General features: G+C 72.3%; 17 protein-coding genes and 1 tRNA gene. 4 read left to right on the top strand and 14 right to left on the bottom strand.

The genetic code is table 11. The annotated features are described in order from the left end of the window. Position 1: 1 nt before the first annotated feature. On the bottom strand, positions 2-649 hold the full coding sequence (locus BLQ34_RS02660) for a lysoplasmalogenase (protein ID WP_157692864.1): 648 nt from the start codon (positions 647-649) through the stop codon (positions 2-4). A 20-nt stretch (positions 650-669) separates the two neighbouring features. Next, a complete protein-coding gene (locus BLQ34_RS02655; RefSeq protein ID WP_231961410.1) occupies positions 670-1,134 on the bottom strand; it encodes a DUF4396 domain-containing protein in 465 nt (154 codons plus the stop codon). Between the two features lie 176 nt (positions 1,135-1,310). On the opposite strand from BLQ34_RS02655, the gene BLQ34_RS02650 reads away from it, so the two are divergent. Then, entirely contained in the window at positions 1,311-1,949 is a 639-nt protein-coding gene (locus BLQ34_RS02650; protein ID WP_091781118.1) for a maleylpyruvate isomerase mycothiol-dependent enzyme family protein, read from the top strand. Here the strand turns inward: BLQ34_RS02650 and BLQ34_RS02645 are convergent. The 7 genes from BLQ34_RS02645 to BLQ34_RS02615 all read right to left on the bottom strand — a co-directional run bounded on the left by BLQ34_RS02645 (position 1,937) and on the right by BLQ34_RS02615 (position 5,579). Continuing rightward, on the bottom strand, positions 1,937-2,761 hold the full coding sequence (locus tag BLQ34_RS02645) for an arylamine N-acetyltransferase family protein (protein ID WP_091781115.1): 825 nt from the start codon (positions 2,759-2,761) through the stop codon (positions 1,937-1,939). The two genes, BLQ34_RS02650 and BLQ34_RS02645, sit on opposite strands and share 13 nt — an antisense overlap. Then, positions 2,758-3,468 carry an SGNH/GDSL hydrolase family protein gene (locus BLQ34_RS02640; RefSeq protein ID WP_157692863.1) on the bottom strand — a complete coding sequence of 237 codons (711 nt, stop codon included), beginning with the start codon at positions 3,466-3,468 and terminating at the stop codon, positions 2,758-2,760. The genes BLQ34_RS02645 and BLQ34_RS02640 overlap by 4 nt, the downstream gene beginning before the upstream one ends. A gap of 95 nt (positions 3,469-3,563) precedes the next feature. Further along, positions 3,564-3,636: transfer RNA gene (locus BLQ34_RS02635), tRNA-Ala, on the bottom strand. Positions 3,637-3,735: 99 nt separating this feature from the next. Further along, on the bottom strand, positions 3,736-4,347 hold the full coding sequence (locus BLQ34_RS02630; protein ID WP_091781109.1) for a histidine phosphatase family protein: 612 nt from the start codon (positions 4,345-4,347) through the stop codon (positions 3,736-3,738). Then, positions 4,344-4,718: a ribosome silencing factor gene (gene rsfS, locus BLQ34_RS02625; protein ID WP_091781106.1), complete on the bottom strand. Its 375-nt coding sequence runs from the start codon at positions 4,716-4,718 to the stop codon at positions 4,344-4,346. The genes BLQ34_RS02630 and rsfS overlap by 4 nt, the downstream gene beginning before the upstream one ends. A gap of 7 nt (positions 4,719-4,725) precedes the next feature. After that, positions 4,726-5,334: a nicotinate-nucleotide adenylyltransferase gene (gene nadD / locus BLQ34_RS02620; RefSeq protein WP_091781103.1), complete on the bottom strand. Its 609-nt coding sequence runs from the start codon at positions 5,332-5,334 to the stop codon at positions 4,726-4,728. Between the two features lie 2 nt (positions 5,335-5,336). After that, on the bottom strand, positions 5,337-5,579 hold the full coding sequence (locus tag BLQ34_RS02615; RefSeq protein ID WP_091781100.1) for a hypothetical protein: 243 nt from the start codon (positions 5,577-5,579) through the stop codon (positions 5,337-5,339). A gap of 925 nt (positions 5,580-6,504) precedes the next feature. Here BLQ34_RS02615 and BLQ34_RS02610 point away from each other — a divergent pair. Continuing rightward, positions 6,505-7,485, top strand: coding sequence for a glycosyltransferase family 2 protein (locus BLQ34_RS02610; RefSeq protein ID WP_091781097.1), 981 nt, complete (start codon positions 6,505-6,507; stop codon positions 7,483-7,485). Here the strand turns inward: BLQ34_RS02610 and BLQ34_RS02605 are convergent. Continuing rightward, positions 7,439-8,134: a class I SAM-dependent methyltransferase gene (locus BLQ34_RS02605; protein ID WP_091781094.1), complete on the bottom strand. Its 696-nt coding sequence runs from the start codon at positions 8,132-8,134 to the stop codon at positions 7,439-7,441. The genes BLQ34_RS02610 and BLQ34_RS02605 overlap by 47 nt on opposite strands. A gap of 84 nt (positions 8,135-8,218) precedes the next feature. Then, complete coding sequence (locus BLQ34_RS02600; protein WP_091781091.1) at positions 8,219-9,511, bottom strand: glutamate-5-semialdehyde dehydrogenase; 1,293 nt, start codon at positions 9,509-9,511, stop codon at positions 8,219-8,221. Positions 9,512-9,588: 77 nt separating this feature from the next. On the opposite strand from BLQ34_RS02600, the gene pdxY reads away from it, so the two are divergent. Next, positions 9,589-10,440, top strand: a complete 852-nt coding sequence (pdxY, locus tag BLQ34_RS02595; RefSeq protein ID WP_091789139.1) for a pyridoxal kinase PdxY — start codon at positions 9,589-9,591, stop codon at positions 10,438-10,440. A gap of 12 nt (positions 10,441-10,452) precedes the next feature. Next, positions 10,453-11,427 carry a hypothetical protein gene (locus tag BLQ34_RS02590; RefSeq protein WP_157692862.1) on the top strand — a complete coding sequence of 325 codons (975 nt, stop codon included), beginning with the start codon at positions 10,453-10,455 and terminating at the stop codon, positions 11,425-11,427. Between the two features lie 19 nt (positions 11,428-11,446). Here the strand turns inward: BLQ34_RS02590 and proB are convergent, their stop codons facing one another. The 3 genes from proB to rpmA all read right to left on the bottom strand — a co-directional run bounded on the left by proB (position 11,447) and on the right by rpmA (position 14,521). Then, complete coding sequence (gene proB / locus BLQ34_RS02585) at positions 11,447-12,571, bottom strand: glutamate 5-kinase (RefSeq protein ID WP_091781084.1); 1,125 nt, start codon at positions 12,569-12,571, stop codon at positions 11,447-11,449. Then, entirely contained in the window at positions 12,568-14,100 is a 1,533-nt protein-coding gene (gene obgE / locus BLQ34_RS02580) for a GTPase ObgE (RefSeq protein ID WP_091781081.1), read from the bottom strand. Before obgE ends, proB begins: the two co-directional genes overlap by 4 nt. Positions 14,101-14,251: 151 nt before the next feature. Continuing rightward, positions 14,252-14,521 (bottom strand): 50S ribosomal protein L27, encoded by a 270-nt coding sequence (gene rpmA / locus BLQ34_RS02575; RefSeq protein ID WP_091781078.1) that lies wholly within the window; start codon positions 14,519-14,521, stop codon positions 14,252-14,254. Positions 14,522-14,539: the final 18 nt, after the last annotated feature.

Genomic DNA, 14,539 nt, shown 5'->3' with positions numbered 1-14,539 from the left:
GTCAGGCGGTCAGCACTCCCAGCACGAGGAGCACCTGGGCGAGGTGGTAGGTCACCATCACGGCGAGCGAGCCGAACCGCCGCTCGCGCACGAACCGGTCGAGCGCCAGCACCGCGTCGCTCACCATGAAGACGGACGCTCCGAGCGCCACCAGCGGGTGCCCGGTGGCCCAGGCCGCGACCACCATCGCCCCGATCACCCCCATGTATCCCGCCACGGCGGCTCCCAGGACCGCGCCACCTTCCTGCCGGGCGGCGGGGACGACGAGGCGACCGACGGTCGCGGCCAGGCCCGCGACGAGCACGAGGCCGACGAGGGCGAGGTCGCCACGCGGCATACCCAGGTGGGCGAAGGCCACCACGAACGCGAGGTGCGCCAGCAGGAAGCTCCCCAGTCCCGCGACGAAGCGCGGCTGGCTGTCCGACAGCAACGCGACGTCACCGACCAGGCTCAGGGCCAGCGCCACGAGCAACCACGTCCCCGCTGTGGTGTCGTTCGCACCGCAGCGCCACGCCGTGACCAGCAGCAGACCGAGGACGAGCGGCTTGGACACCCACTCGCGGCGGCGGCCACGGACGGCGACGGACCACCAATTCACCGGTGCCACGAGCGCGACGGCAGCCAGGCTGGCGAGGGCGGAGTCGGGCACGCGCCCAGCGTGGCAGACCGTCAGTGGTGGTACTGGTGCATCACCGCGTGACCTCGGCCACGCGCGATCAGCCAGCGGTTCACCGGCACGGTCAGCACGAACGCGATCGCCAGCGACGCGACGAGGGTGCCCCAGAACAGCCCGCTCGCGAGTCCGGCGTCCATCGCCCCAGGGATCGCGACGACGAAGGCGTTGTCGACCAGCTCCATCACCGAGATGGAGACGGTGTCGGAGGCGAAGGCCACCGCCAGCGCCGCCGGGAGGGCGAGGCCGGCCCGCAGGACGGGGCGCATCGCGAGGGAGTAGCCGAACGCGAACGCGAGCGCGATGGAGAGGACGACGGTCGCGAGGTTGCCCCAGCCGAGCGCCGTGCCGATCACCATGCCGAGGACCTCGCCGATCGCACACCCGGTGAGGCAGTGCAGGGTCGCGCTGACGGCCTGCCGCCACAGCGAAGGTGCTGTCGTCATGTCGTGGTGGCTCATGTCAGTGCGCAACCATACCCCTGGGGGGTGTATTCCGTCGCGATCGTGCCCCACGTTCGGCCAATCGCCCGCTTCGCCGGGCGGCAGACCCCGTATGCGGCGTGGAAACGGGCTCCTGGCCGCTTTCCCGGGCGCGGGGAGGCACCGAGTCGTCCCTGCGGCCTACGCTCGCCAGCATGACCGCACCCGTCTCCACGCCGGCCGACCTCCGCACCGTCATCGACGCGATCATGGTCGGCTTCGCCGAGGTGCCCGACGACGGCTGGACCCGCCCCGCCCACGGGCTGACCTGGGACTGCCGCGACACGGCGGCCCACCTGATCGACGACTTCGCGTCCTACGCACTCAACCTGTCCAGCCGCGAAGAGCACCTCGACGCGTACATCCCGTTCGTCGACCCGCCCCAGTGGCAGCCGACCACCCCGCCCAACCTGGTCTGGCCCGACCCGGCCAAGGGGACGGCCGCGATCGTGCGCTGCGTCGACGCGTCCGGTGGCCTGCTGGTCGCCGTCACGCGTACCGCTCCCCCGGGGCACCTCGGCTACCACCCGGCCGGCAACTCCGACGCCTCCGGCTTCGCGGCGATGGGCATCGTCGAGGGAGCGGCCCACGCCTGGGACGTGCTGACGGCGCAGGGACTCGACTTCCGGGTCGACGACAGCGTCTGCGACCGCGTGCTCAACCGGTTGTTCCCCGCAGCGAGGCGCACCGGCGACGGCTGGCAGGACTTCCTGCACGCGTGCCACCGCACCGACGACAACCGCGAGGGCCACTGGCGGTGGGACTCGACGGTGCGCGAGACCTACGGCGACTGAGTCCGCAGCTGCCCCACCACGGCGAGCAGCCGCTCGGTCTCGTCGTCGGTGAGCCCGACCCGCAGCTCGGTCAGCAGCGCCTCGAGCTCCCCCTCCGACAGGTCGTGGTGCTCCGTCGGCTCACCGGGGCGTCGGACCGTGACGCCTTCGTGGGTGACCGCCACGTGCCGGCCGGGCAGGTGCCGGGTGAACATCAGCCCGTGCCGGAAGTGCGAGGTCGGGTAGGTGCTGGTGAAGTGGTGGCCCGCTCGCAGGTCGACCTGCTGCACGGGCAGCTCGTCGGTGGTGTGCATCAGCTCCCAGGCACCGTCGCGGTGCCGCTGCAGCTCCCAGGTCGCCCCACTGGCACCCCGGTCCAGCCGGCACACCCGGAAGCTCCACCCGCCGAAGTCCTCCTCCGCACCGTCCTCCAGCCGAATCGGGTGCAGGAGGCTGTGTCCGAACCCCGGGTCGCACAACCACCGTGTCCCGTCGATGCGAGCGGTCACCACGCAGTGCGTGCGCGCCGCGGCCGTCACGTCACCGACCCGCGCGAGCCGCCGCTCGACGTCGAAGCCGAGGGAGTCGAGCACCGCCGCGAAGAGCGTCGCGTGCTCGAAGCAGTAGCCGCCTCGGCCACGGCCGACGAACTTGGCCTGCACGTCGGCCAGCTCGACGCCGGGGTGCTGCTCGAGCAGCACGTCGATGTTGTCGAAGGTGAAGGTCCGCACGTGCGCCTCGTGCAGGCGCTGCAGGGCCGCCAGGTCCGGCGCCGGTGCGCCGCCGATCCCCACCCGGTCGAGGTATGCCGCGAGGTCCAGGCCCTCCGTCACCGGACCTCCTCGAGGCCGAGGGCAAGGTCGAAGACGCGGGCCATCCCGGCATACCCGGCGTCGTTGGGGTGGAACTTGTCGGCGGCGAGCTTGCCCCGCCAGCTGCGCGGGCCGTGCGCCCGCATGTCCGCGACCACGAGACGCCCCTCCCGCTCCCGCTCGCGCAGCAGCGCGCTGACCCGCCGGGCCTCCCGGTGCGGGTTGGGCAGGTTGGCGACGACAGCGCCATCGGGGAGGCCGTCGAGCAGCTGGGTGAACCGGTCGGTGAGCCCGGCGCGCAGCCGGGGTGACACCACGTCGTTGGACCCGATGACCACGGTGACGAGGTCGGGCACCTGGCCCATCGCGACGAGGTCGCGCAGGGCCGGTAGCTGCTGGTCGAGCGCATCCTGCACCCGCGCACCCGTCACCGAGAGGTTGACCACCCGGTGCGGTCGGCCCGCATCGGCCAGGTGGTCGGCGAGCTGGCCCACCCAGCCCCGGTCGGGCGCCGAGGCTCCGATCCCTTGGGTCATCGAGTCGCCGATCGCCACCCACAAGGGTCCGTCGGCTGCGAGGGCCTTGTCGTTGGACCGGCGCCAGGCCGCGGCGTACGGCTCGGTCTGTTCGCGCACCGCCCCCACCCCCGGCAGCAGCGCCGACAGCGCCCGCATGACCGCCCCGGCGGGGCGCGCGCCGGTGTTGTCGTAGTCGAACCCCACGCTCATCGCAGCATCGTCGCACGCTGAACAGAACGTCGGCCGGGCGTCACCCACGAACGACGAAGGCCGGACGCGATCGCGTCCGGCCTTCGTCGTCTCGGTGGAGCTGAGGGGATTCGAACCCCTGACCCCTTCCATGCCATGGAAGTGCGCTACCAACTGCGCCACAGCCCCGGATCTCCCGAGGGGGATGCCCCCCGGAGGGGACTGCGGAAGTTTACCCAGTGACCCACCCGTTTCACCAAATCGGCCTGCGGCTGCGTGACCGACGCCTCAGGCGGAAACGTTCCAGCGTCGGATCTGCCACCCGGTGCGGCTCTCGGATAGCTCGACCCAGTGGCAGTTGCCCATCGTCGCCAGCGCCCGGGTCGCCAGGTGCTGGTCGATCCCGAGGAGGTCGGCGACAGCCGCTCGCGAGGACACCCCGTGGGCCACGACGACCACGCACTCGTCCGCACCCAGGCCGTCGAGCACCTCGCGCAGCGACTCCCCCGCCCGCCGGCCCACCTCGGCCAGCGTCTCGCCGTCGACGCCACGACGGACGTCGGAGCGGTCCATCTCGGCCAACAGCTCGGCATACCCTTCGCGCACCTCGCTGGTGTGCAGGCCCTGCCACTGGCCGACGTGGATCTCGCGCCAGCGCGGGTCGAGGGTGAGTGGCGCGTCCGCCGCGTCGGCGACGTGTTGCGCGGTCACCGCGGCTCGTGACAGGTCCGAGGCGAGCACCCGTGAGGGCCGGTATGCCGCGATGGCCCGGCCTGCGGCGCGCGCCTGCTCCACGCCGAGCTCGCTCAGCGGGGTGTCGAGCTGCCCCTGCCAGACCCCTCCGGCGTTGTGGTCGGTCTCGCCGTGGCGGACGATCAGGACGCGGCGGGCCGAGCTCATGCGTCCCGGCGCTTGGGCACTCCGAGGTCGATCTCGGGGCAGTCCTTCCAGAGCCGCTCGAGCTCGTAGAACTCCCGCTCCTCGTCGTGCTGGACGTGGACCACGATGTCGCCGAAGTCGAGCAGCACCCAGCGGCCGTCGCGCTCGCCCTCGCGGCGGATCGGCTTGGCGCCCCTCTCACGGAGCTGGTCCTCGACCTCGTCGACGATGGCGCCGACCTGCCGGTCGGTGCTGGCCGACACGATGACGAAGACGTCGGTGAGGGCGAGCTGCTCGCTGACGTCGATGCCGGCCACGGTGGTGGCGAGCTTGTCGTCGGCGGCTCGGGCGGCCGTCCTGGCCAGGTCGAGGGATCGTTCGGTGGCGGGCACTGCTCTCCTACGGTCGTGCTGGGGCGCCGACAGGTGAGTCGGCGGCATACAGGTGGTACTTGTTGACGTACTGGACCACGCCGTCCGGCACGAGGTACCAGACGGGTTCGGCGCGCTCGACGCGCGCCCGGCAGTCGGTGGAGCTGATCGCCATCGCGGGCACCTCCTGGAGGGTCACCCGGTCGGCGGGCAGGCCACTCTCGGAGAGCACGTATCCCGGTCGGGTCACCCCGATGAAGTGGGCGAGGTCGAACAGCTCCTCGGCATCCTTCCACGACAGGATCTGGGCCAGGGCATCGGCGCCGGTGATGAAGAACAGCTCGGCGTCGGGGCGCTGACCGCGCAGGTCGCGCAGGGTGTCGATCGTGAAGGTGGGCCCGGGCCGGTCGATGTCGACCCGGCTGACGGTGAACCGCGGGTTGGACGCCGTCGCGACCACCGTCATGAGGTAGCGGTGCTCGGCCGGGCTGACCTCGCGCTCGTCCTTCTGCCACGGCTGGCCGGTGGGGACGAAGACGACCTCATCGAGCCCGAACCGGGTCTGGACCTCGGAGGCGGCGACGAGGTGGCCGTGGTGGATCGGGTCGAACGTCCCGCCCATCACCCCGAGACGCATGCTCAGTGGTGGCCGCCGTGGTGGTCGGAGCCGGCCTCGCGGGCCGCCTGGCCCTCGCCCTGGTAGTCGCTGCCGTGCGGGCCGTGGCCGGCGGCGATCTTCTGAGCGGTGCCGCGGAAGAACCAGAGCACCGCGAGCCCGAGGAGGAAGGCGCCGAACGCGACCGCGCCGAACGCGTAGGGCGACATCGGCAGCTCGCGGGTGTGCTCTTCGGCAGCGGCGACCAGGCTGGTGACAGACGACATGGCGCACAGCCTACCCGTCGGCGGGCTGCACCCCACGACCCTCGCCGACCGGCTGCGCAAGTCCCCGCTGTCCACGGATGTTGTGCACAGGGGTGTGCACAACCTGTGGGTTGCGCACGGGTGGGTGTGGACAATCGTGTGGGAAACCCGTGGATGAAAAAAGGTGCGCGAAACCTATTGCGGCACAACGGATCGGGCCACTAGAAATCTCTCACGCGCTCCGGTCGGAGGGTCGAGACGAGGAAACTCGGGACGGCCACGAGGCAGGGGCACAGGTCAACCGGATAACGGACGACCGCCTCGACCGGGTTAGCTCGGACGAGGTCCTCGAAGCCTTCGGGCGGACAGGTCCGCGGGCGACGCCGCGGAGGAATGCCGGGCCCGTTGACCAGATCGCATCGCCGATGGTGCGCCGGTTCGCCGGAGCACTCGGAGGCGCCATCGTCGCAGTGGCCACGACACCCGGTCCGCCGGGGAGAGTGGGCGGTCGACCGGTGGAGCACGTGGGGCGGTTCGCCGGCCCAGGAGCTGCACCAATCGTGGGAAGTGCCGTCACCTCGGTGACAGCAGGACCCGCACCCGTGGGAAGTGCCGTCACCTCGGTGACAGCAGGACCCGCACCCGTGGCTGACACCGCACCCACTTCGGTGGGGGACACCGACACCACACGTGGGAGCCGCGACCACCTCGGTGGACGCGACACCCGCAGCGGACAGGGCACCACCTCGGTGGTGCCGGACTCCGCACCGGCGGTCCACCCAGCAGCTGGTTCTGCCAGCGGCCGGGTCGGATCACCACCCGAGGGCCCCTCGAACTCATACTTCGAGGGGCCCTCACCCGTTTGTTCAGGGCGCGGCGTCCAGCGTTCGGCCGCAAGGGTGCCAGGTCCCACCTCCCCGGCCATCGATCCCCGTAACCTTGGGGCATGTCCCCCGAGCTCAGCATCGTCATCCCCGTGTACAACGAGGAGGACGTCCTGCCGTTGCTCGTGGCCCGGCTGCGACCGGTGGCCGACGGGCTCGGCACCACCTACGAGGTGCTCACGGTCGACGACGGCAGCGACGACCTCTCCCCCGCCGTCCTGCAGCGCCTGATGCGCGACTGGCCACAGCTGCGGATCGTCCGGCTGCGCGCCAATGCCGGCCACCAGGCCGCCATCTCCGCCGGGCTGGCGAGCGCCCGCGGTGACTACGTGGTCACCCTCGACGCCGATCTCCAGGACCCGCCCGAGGTGATCCCGGAGATGCTGGCCCAGGCCCGTGCACAGCGTGCCGACGTCGTCTACGGCGTGCGTTCCGACCGGTCCAGCGACTCCGCGTTCAAGCGGCTCAGCGCGAAGGGCTTCTACCGGGTCATCCGTCTGCTCTCCGGCACGCACGCGCAGGTCGATGCCGGGGACTACCGGCTGATGTCCCGCGCGACCGTCGACGCCATCAACTCCCTGCCCGAGCACCACCGGGTACTGCGTTTCGTGGTGCCCGCGCTCGGCTTCCCCTCGACCTCGGTGACCTACCGCCGCGACGAGCGGGCCGCCGGCAGCTCGAAGTACCCGCTGTCCAAGATGATCCGGCTCTCGCTCGACAGCGTGACCGGCTTCTCCACCGCTCCCCTGCGCGCAGCCACCTGGCTGGGGCTCCTGGGCGGGGTTGCGGCGCTGCTGCTGCTGGCGTACGCGCTGGTCGCCAGCGCGCTGGGCCACACCCTCCCCGGTTGGACGTCGACGGTCGTGGCCGTCGCGGGCGTGGGGGCCGTCCAGCTGCTGTGCGTCGGGATCCTCGGCGAGTACGTCGGACGGATGTACGCCCACCTGCAGGCGCGGCCCACCTACTTCGTGGCCTACGACTCGCTGACCGGTCCGGTCACCGCCGTGGACGAGCCCGAACCATCAACGTCACCCCGGGCATAGCCTTCACCGGCAGGTAGCGCTCGACCGTCACGATCGCGCGCAGCCCGAGGTTGACGACGGGGTGCACCGTCTCCAGGTCGGAGCCGCTGGCTTTCTTGCGGCGCAGTGCCACGACGGGGCGCAGCAGCACGTTCCAGGACGTCATCGACAGCACCTCGAAGCCGTTGCGCTCGAGCACCGCCCGCAGGGTTGCGCGGGTGTAGCGGCGGACGTGGTCGACCGCGACGTCGTGCTCCGACCACAGCCTGGGATCGGCGGGCACGGCGATCAGGAACATGCCGTCCGGGCGCAGGGACCGGTGGACCTCCGCGACCGCGGTGTCGTCGTCGACGATGTGCTCCAGGACGTCGAACGCGACGACGAGGTCGAGGCTGGCGTCCCCCACCGGCAGCGCGGTGGCGTCACCGCGCACGACGGCGAGCCCACGCTCGGCGGCGACCTCCGCACCGTCGGCGCCGTACTCGAGCGCGCTGACGGACCAGCCGTGCGCGCGCAGCACCCGGGTGTTGCCGCCACCCGCGGCGCCGATGTCGAGCGCGGTGCCGGGGCGGAGCCCGTCGATCATCCGTGCCAGCAGGTGCCGGCGCTCGCGGTACCACCAGTGGGCGTCCTCGAGCGCGGCCAGCTTGCGGACCTCAGTGCCTTCCAAACTACTCAGTGCCTTCCACGGGCGCTCATCCTGCCAGTTCGTGGCGCCGGACGTGGCAGCCCCTCGGTATGCGGCGTGGCTGGCTCAGGAGCGCACCTGTCCATCGCCCTCGACGACCCACTTCGTGGTGGTCAGCTCGGGCAGCGCCATCGGGCCCCTCGCGTGCAGCTTCTGCGTGGAGATCCCGATCTCCGCGCCGAACCCGAACTCCCCACCGTCGGTGAACCGGGTGGACGCGTTGACCATCACGGCGGCGGCGTCCACCTCGGTGGTGAAGCGCCGTGCCGCGGCCCGGTCCTCGGTCACGATCGCCTCGGTGTGGCCGGAGCTGAAGGTCCGGATGTGCTCGAGCGCCGCGTCGAGGTCGGGCACGACCCGCACGCTCATCTCGAGCGCGAGGAACTCGGTGCCGTAGTCCTGGTCGGTGGCGGTCTCGTGCGGCACCCCTGCAGCCTCGGCCGCCGCGCCGGCAGCCGGGTCGGTGTGCAGCACCACCCCGGCACCGGACAGCTCGGCCAGCACCTTGGGCAGGAAGTCCGCGGCCACGCCCTCGTGCACGAGCAGCGACTCCGCGGCGTTGCAGACGCTCGGCCGGTGGGTCTTGGAGTTGACCGTGATCGCGAGCGCCTTGTCGAGGTCGGCGGCTGCGTCGACGTAGACGTGCACGATGCCGACGCCGGTCTCGATGACAGGCACCGTCGACTCGGTGACGACGGTCTGGATCAGCCCGGCCCCGCCCCGAGGGATGATCAGGTCGACCAGCCCGCGGGCGGTGAGCAGCGCGCGCACGGCCTCGCGCCCGCCCTCGAGCAGCGTGATGGCATCGGCGGGCAGGCCCTGTGACTCCAGCCCGGCACGCATGACGTCGACCAGCGCGCGGTTGGTCGACTCGGCGGCCGAGCCGCCCCGCAGGATCACCGCGTTGCCGGACTTCAGACCCAGCCCGGCCGCGTCGACGGTGACGTTGGGACGCGCCTCGTAGACCATGCCCACGACGCCCATCGGCACCCGCACCTGACGGATCTGCAGCCCGTTGGCCAGGGTCGAGCCCCGCACCACCTCGCCCACGGGGTCGGGCAGCGCGGCGACGTCGCGCAGCGCCTGCGCCGCGGCGGCGACCCGCTGCGGGTCCAGGGCGAGCCGGTCGAGCAGGCCCTGCGGCATACCGGAGTCACGCCCGCGGGCGAGGTCGTCGCCGTTGGCGGTGACGATGCGGTCTGCGGCGCCGTCGAGGGCGTCGGCGAGGGCATGGAGGGCAGCGTCCTTGTCGGCGCGCGACAGCAGCGCCAGCCTGCGGGAGGCGACGCGTGCCGCGCGGGCCGCGGCGGCCACCTGCTCGACGGCGCCGGGGTCGATCACCCGGTCGTTCTCAGCCATGCCCCAAGGGTATGCCGCGTGGCCGCGCGGCTCCTCGCCCGTCCAGCAGGCGGCGTGGCACTGGTTGAATGGCGCGGGTGAGCATCCTGTCGATCCAGTCCTCCGTCGCGTACGGCCACGTCGGCAACAGCGCCGCGGTGTTCCCGCTCCAGCGGCTCGGGGTGGAGGTGTGGCCGGTCCACACGGTGCACTTCTCCAACCACACCGGGTACGGCGAGTGGCGCGGCCCGCTGCTCCGCGCGGACGACGTCCGCGCGGTGATCCGGGGCGTCGAGGAGCGCGGGGCCTTCCCGGGCGTCGACGCGGTCCTGTCCGGCTACCAGGGCGGCGAGGACATCGGTGACGTCATCCTCGACGCGGTGGCCCGGGTGAAGGCCGCCAACCCGGCCGCCATCTACGCCTGCGACCCGGTGATGGGCAACGCCAAGAGCGGCTGTTTCGTGCACCCGGCGATCCCGGTCCTGCTGCGCGAGCGGGTGGTGCCGGCCGCCGACCTGATCACGCCCAACCAGTTCGAGCTGGGGTTCCTCACCGGCACCGAGCCACGCAGCATCGAGGACACCCTCGCCTCGGTCGAGCTGGCCCGGGCGATGGGTCCCTCGACGGTCCTGGTGACCAGTGTCGAGCGACCCGACGCCCCGCAGGGCACGATCGAGATGATGGCCGTGACCGACGACGGGGCGTGGATCGTCCAGACCCCCCGGCTGCCGATGAAGGCCAACGGCTCGGGCGACGTCACGGCAGCCCTCTTCACCGCCCACCTGCTCGAGACCGGCGACCCCGGGCTGGCCCTGGCCCGCACGGCGAGCAGCGTCTTCGACCTGCTTCAGACGACCCTCGAGTCCGGCGAGCGCGAGCTCCAGCTCGTGCAGTCGCAGGCCACCATCGCCGAGCCCCGGCTCCAGTTCGAGGTCACCCGTCTCGACTGAGGCGGGCACACCGTGAGCAGGGCGCAACCGATCCACCCGCCCGGGCGTCACACGGTCATGCGCAGGCTCTCCCCCGCCCTGGTCTCGACCGCCCTGGCCGCCACGCTGCTGACCGCCTGTGGGTCCGTCGGCAGCAACCCGACCGGTCCCGGGTCGTCATCACCGACCCAGGACCACGCGGACCGGGCGAAGCGGGCCGCCGACCTGGCGGATCGCTACGCGAAGGCAGGTGGCGGCTCCCCCGCCCTCGACCTCGGCGAGCAGCTGGAGCAGCAGGACGCCGACTGGGAGCCGGCGGTCGGCGAGAACGCCAAGCTGGCCTGGCTCACCGGCCACCTCGTGCAGGCCGCGCCACTTCCCGCCGCACCCGGCAAGGGCAAGTCCCTCAACCGTCCGGGTGCCGGCGTCTCCGGCACCGTCATCTCGGCGGGCGACGCCCTGGCCGCGATGACCGCGCGACGGACCGACTGTGGCGGCTGCACCGACCTGCGCGTCACCGGCGCGGAGCTGACCACCATGGACGTCCGCACCTCGGCCGGCCAGGTCCAGGTGCCCGCGTGGCGGTTCTCGCTGGAGGGCACGGCGGTGAGGCTGCTCCGGGTGGCGCTGCCGGCATCGGGACTCGTGAGGACCCCGGTGGACTGGTCGCCTGCGCCGGGTGACGGACAGGGGGTGGAGTCGTTCGAGCTGGGTGGTGGCGGCCGGACCCTGACGCTGACCTTCACCGGCAAGCCGGCCGAGCCGGGGGCCTGCGGTGGCGACTACCGGGGCGAGGCGTTCGAGTCGGACCGGGCGGTGGTCGTCACCGTGCTCGAGGTGCCGCGTGAGCCCACCGGCCAGGACATCGCCTGCGCCGCCATCGGGGCCATCCGCACGGTCGACGTGCGGCTCGACCGGGCGCTCGGCGACCGGACCGTCCTCAGCCTCGCGGATGGCCGGGCGGTCCAGCAGGGCTCCGCACGGCCCATCGGCCAGCCGGTCCGCTGACCCTTGGCGGGGCCCGCCGCTAGAGCAGGGCCAGGTCGTCGCGGTGGACGACCTCGCGCTCGTACTCGGGACCGAGCTCCTTGGCCAGGTCGCGCGTCGACCGGCCCAGCATGCCGGGCAGCTCGGCGGAGGTGTAGTTGACCAGCCCGCGGCCGATGACGCGGCCGTCGGGGGCACAGAGGTCGACCGGGTCGCCGTCGGAGAAGGTCCCCTCCACCCCGGTGATCCCGGCCGGGAGCAAGGAGGTGCGACGCTCGGTCACCGCCCGCACGGCACCCGGGTCGAGCACGAGGCGACCCATCGGCGTCGTGGCATGGGCCAGCCAGAGCTTGCGCGACGTGCGCCTCGAGCCGGTCGGCACGAACACCGTGCCGACGTCCTCACCGGCCAGCGCCTGCGCCACCCGGTCCGCACTGGTCAGCACGGTGGTGATGCCCGCCGCGTTCGCGATCGAAGCTGCCTCGACCTTCGTGACCATGCCACCGCTGCCGACGCTCGACCCGGTGCCCCCGATGACGATGTCGTCCAGCCCGGCGCCACCGACCACGGTCGGCACCCGCCGGGTCCCCGGCTTGCTGGGCGGCCCGTCATACAGGGCATCGACGTCGGTGAGCAGCACGAGCCCGTCGGCGTGCACGAGGTGGGCGACCAGCGACGCGAGCCGGTCGTTGTCGCCGAACCGGATCTCGTGGGTGGCCACCGTGTCGTTCTCGTTGACGATCGGCACGATGCCCAGCTCGAGCAGCCGGTCGAGGGTGCGCCGGGCGTTGGTGTAGTGCGAGCGCCGGGTGACGTCGTCGGCGGTCAGCAGCACCTGCCCGACGGTAAGCCCGTGGGCACCGAAGGCGCGCTGGTATGCCGCGACGAGGGCTCCCTGCCCCACGCTCGCCGCCGCCTGCTGGGTGGCCAGGTCCCAGGGCCGCTTCGCGAGTCCCAGCGGTGCGATGCCGGCGGCGATCGCGCCCGACGAGACCAGCACGACCTGGTGGCCGGCGGTGATGCGCTGGGCCAGGGCGTCGACGATGGCGACCAGGGGCGCCTCGTCGAGCGAGCCGCCCCCGACGTCGGTCAGGCTGGAGGACCCGACCTTGACCACCAGGCGCCGGGCGCGCGCCACGTCGCCCCGGCGGTCAGCCGCGCTCATTCGTCGTCGTCCTCGTCCTTCGCCGTGGCCCAGTGCCCCGCCTTGCGCTCGGCCGCGAGCTCATCGCGTGCCGCGGTCCGGGCGACCCTGCGCTCGGCGTAGTCGGCACGCTTGTCGTCACGGGTGGGGCGGCTGACCTCCTCGAGGCGCAGGTCGGTGCCCCGGGCGCCCAGCAGCTCGGCACCGGCCACGAGGGTGGGCTCCCAGTCGAAGACCACGGCGTTGTCCTTGGGCCCGATCAGCACGGTCGCACCAGCCACGGCGCCTGCCTTGAACAGCGCCTCCTCGACCCCGGCCCGGCCCAGCCGGTCGGCGAGGTAGCCGACGGCCTCGTCGTTGGAGAAGTCGGTCTGGCGCACCCAGCGGGTCGGGCGCTCACCCTCGATCCGGAACACCTCACCGTCTGCGGTGTTCTCGCGGATCACCTTGAAGCCCGAGTCGTCGACCGCCTTCGGGCGGATGACGATCCGCTGGGGGGTCGCCGCGGCAACGGCCTCGATCTCGGCCCGGGCCGCGGCGACGTGCCGGGCCATCGCGAAGGTCAGCTCGCGCAGGCCCGTGTGGGCCACCGCGGAGACGACGAACACCTCGATGCCCCGCGCCTCGAGGTCGGGCTTGACCAGCTCGGCGAGCTCGAGTGCGTCGGGCACGTCGGCCTTGTTGAGCACGACGATGCGGGTGCGCTCGGCCAGCGGCCGACCCCCCAGGCTCTCGTCGGGGACGTACTGCGCCAGCTCCTGCTCGATGACGTCGAGGTCGGTCATCGGGTCGCGGCCCGGCTCGAGCGTCGCGCAGTCGATGACGTGCACGAGCACCGAGCAGCGCTCGACGTGGCGCAGGAACTCCAGCCCCAGGCCCTTGCCCTCGCTGGCGCCGGGGATGAGCCCCGGGACGTCGGCGATGGTGAACCGGCCGTCACCGGCCTGCACGACCCCCAGGTTGGGCACCAGGGTCGTGAACGGGTAGTCGGCGATCTTCGGCCGGGCCGCCGACAGCACCGAGACGAGCGAGGACTTGCCCGCGGACGGGAAGCCGATCAACGCGACGTCGGCGAGCGACTTCAGCTCGAGCACGATGTCGAGGGCGTCGCCCGGTTCGCCGAGGAGCGCGAAGCCCGGGGCCTTGCGGCGGGCCGACGCGAGCGCCTTGTTGCCCAGTCCCCCGCGGCCGCCCTTGGCGACGATGAACTCACCGTCGAGCCCGACGAGGTCCATCAGCACCGCACCCGAGCCGTCCTTGACGACGGTGCCCTCGGGCACGGGCAGGACGAGGTCGCCGCCGTCGGCGCCGTTGCGCTCGTCACCGGCGCCCGGCTTGCCGTTGGTCGCCTTGCGGTGGGGGTGGTGGTGGTAGTCCAGCAGCGTGGTGACGTTGGGGTCGACCCGCAGGATGACGTTGCCACCCCGCCCGCCGTTGCCGCCGTCGGGGCCGCCGAGCGGCTTGAACTTCTCGCGCTTGACCGAGGCCACGCCGTGGCCACCGTCGCCGGCGGCGACGTGCAGCACGACGCGGTCGACGAACGTGGTCATGGGGAGACTCCTCTGGGTCTGTGGGGAGATTCTAGGAAAGACGTGCGGAGGGGGCGGGCCCTGGTCGGGCCCGCCCCCTCCGGTGCGGTCAGTCACGTGGCCGGGCCACGCGGCATACCGAAAGTTTCTGACGTCCTGCTTCGCCCGGAGGTCAGCTGGCGTCCGCGGTCTCCACCGGGACGATGTTGACGACGCGACGACGGCGCTTGGTGCCGAACTCGACGTTGCCCGCGACCAGCGCGAACAGCGTGTCGTCGCCACCGCGGCCGACACCGTCGCCCGGGTGGAAGTGGGTGCCACGCTGGCGGACGAGGATCTCGCCCGCGTTGACGAGCTGGCCGCCGTAGCGCTTCACGCCGAGGAACTGTGCGTTCGAGTCGCGACCGTTACGGGTCGAGGACGCACCCTTCTTGTGTGCCATGTCAGTACCTGCCTTCTC

It is taken from the genome of Pedococcus dokdonensis (assembly GCF_900104525.1).
In the GTDB taxonomy this organism is placed as follows: Bacteria; Actinomycetota; Actinomycetes; order Actinomycetales; family Dermatophilaceae; genus Pedococcus; species Pedococcus dokdonensis.
This window is presented reverse-complemented; position numbering and strand designations above follow the sequence as displayed.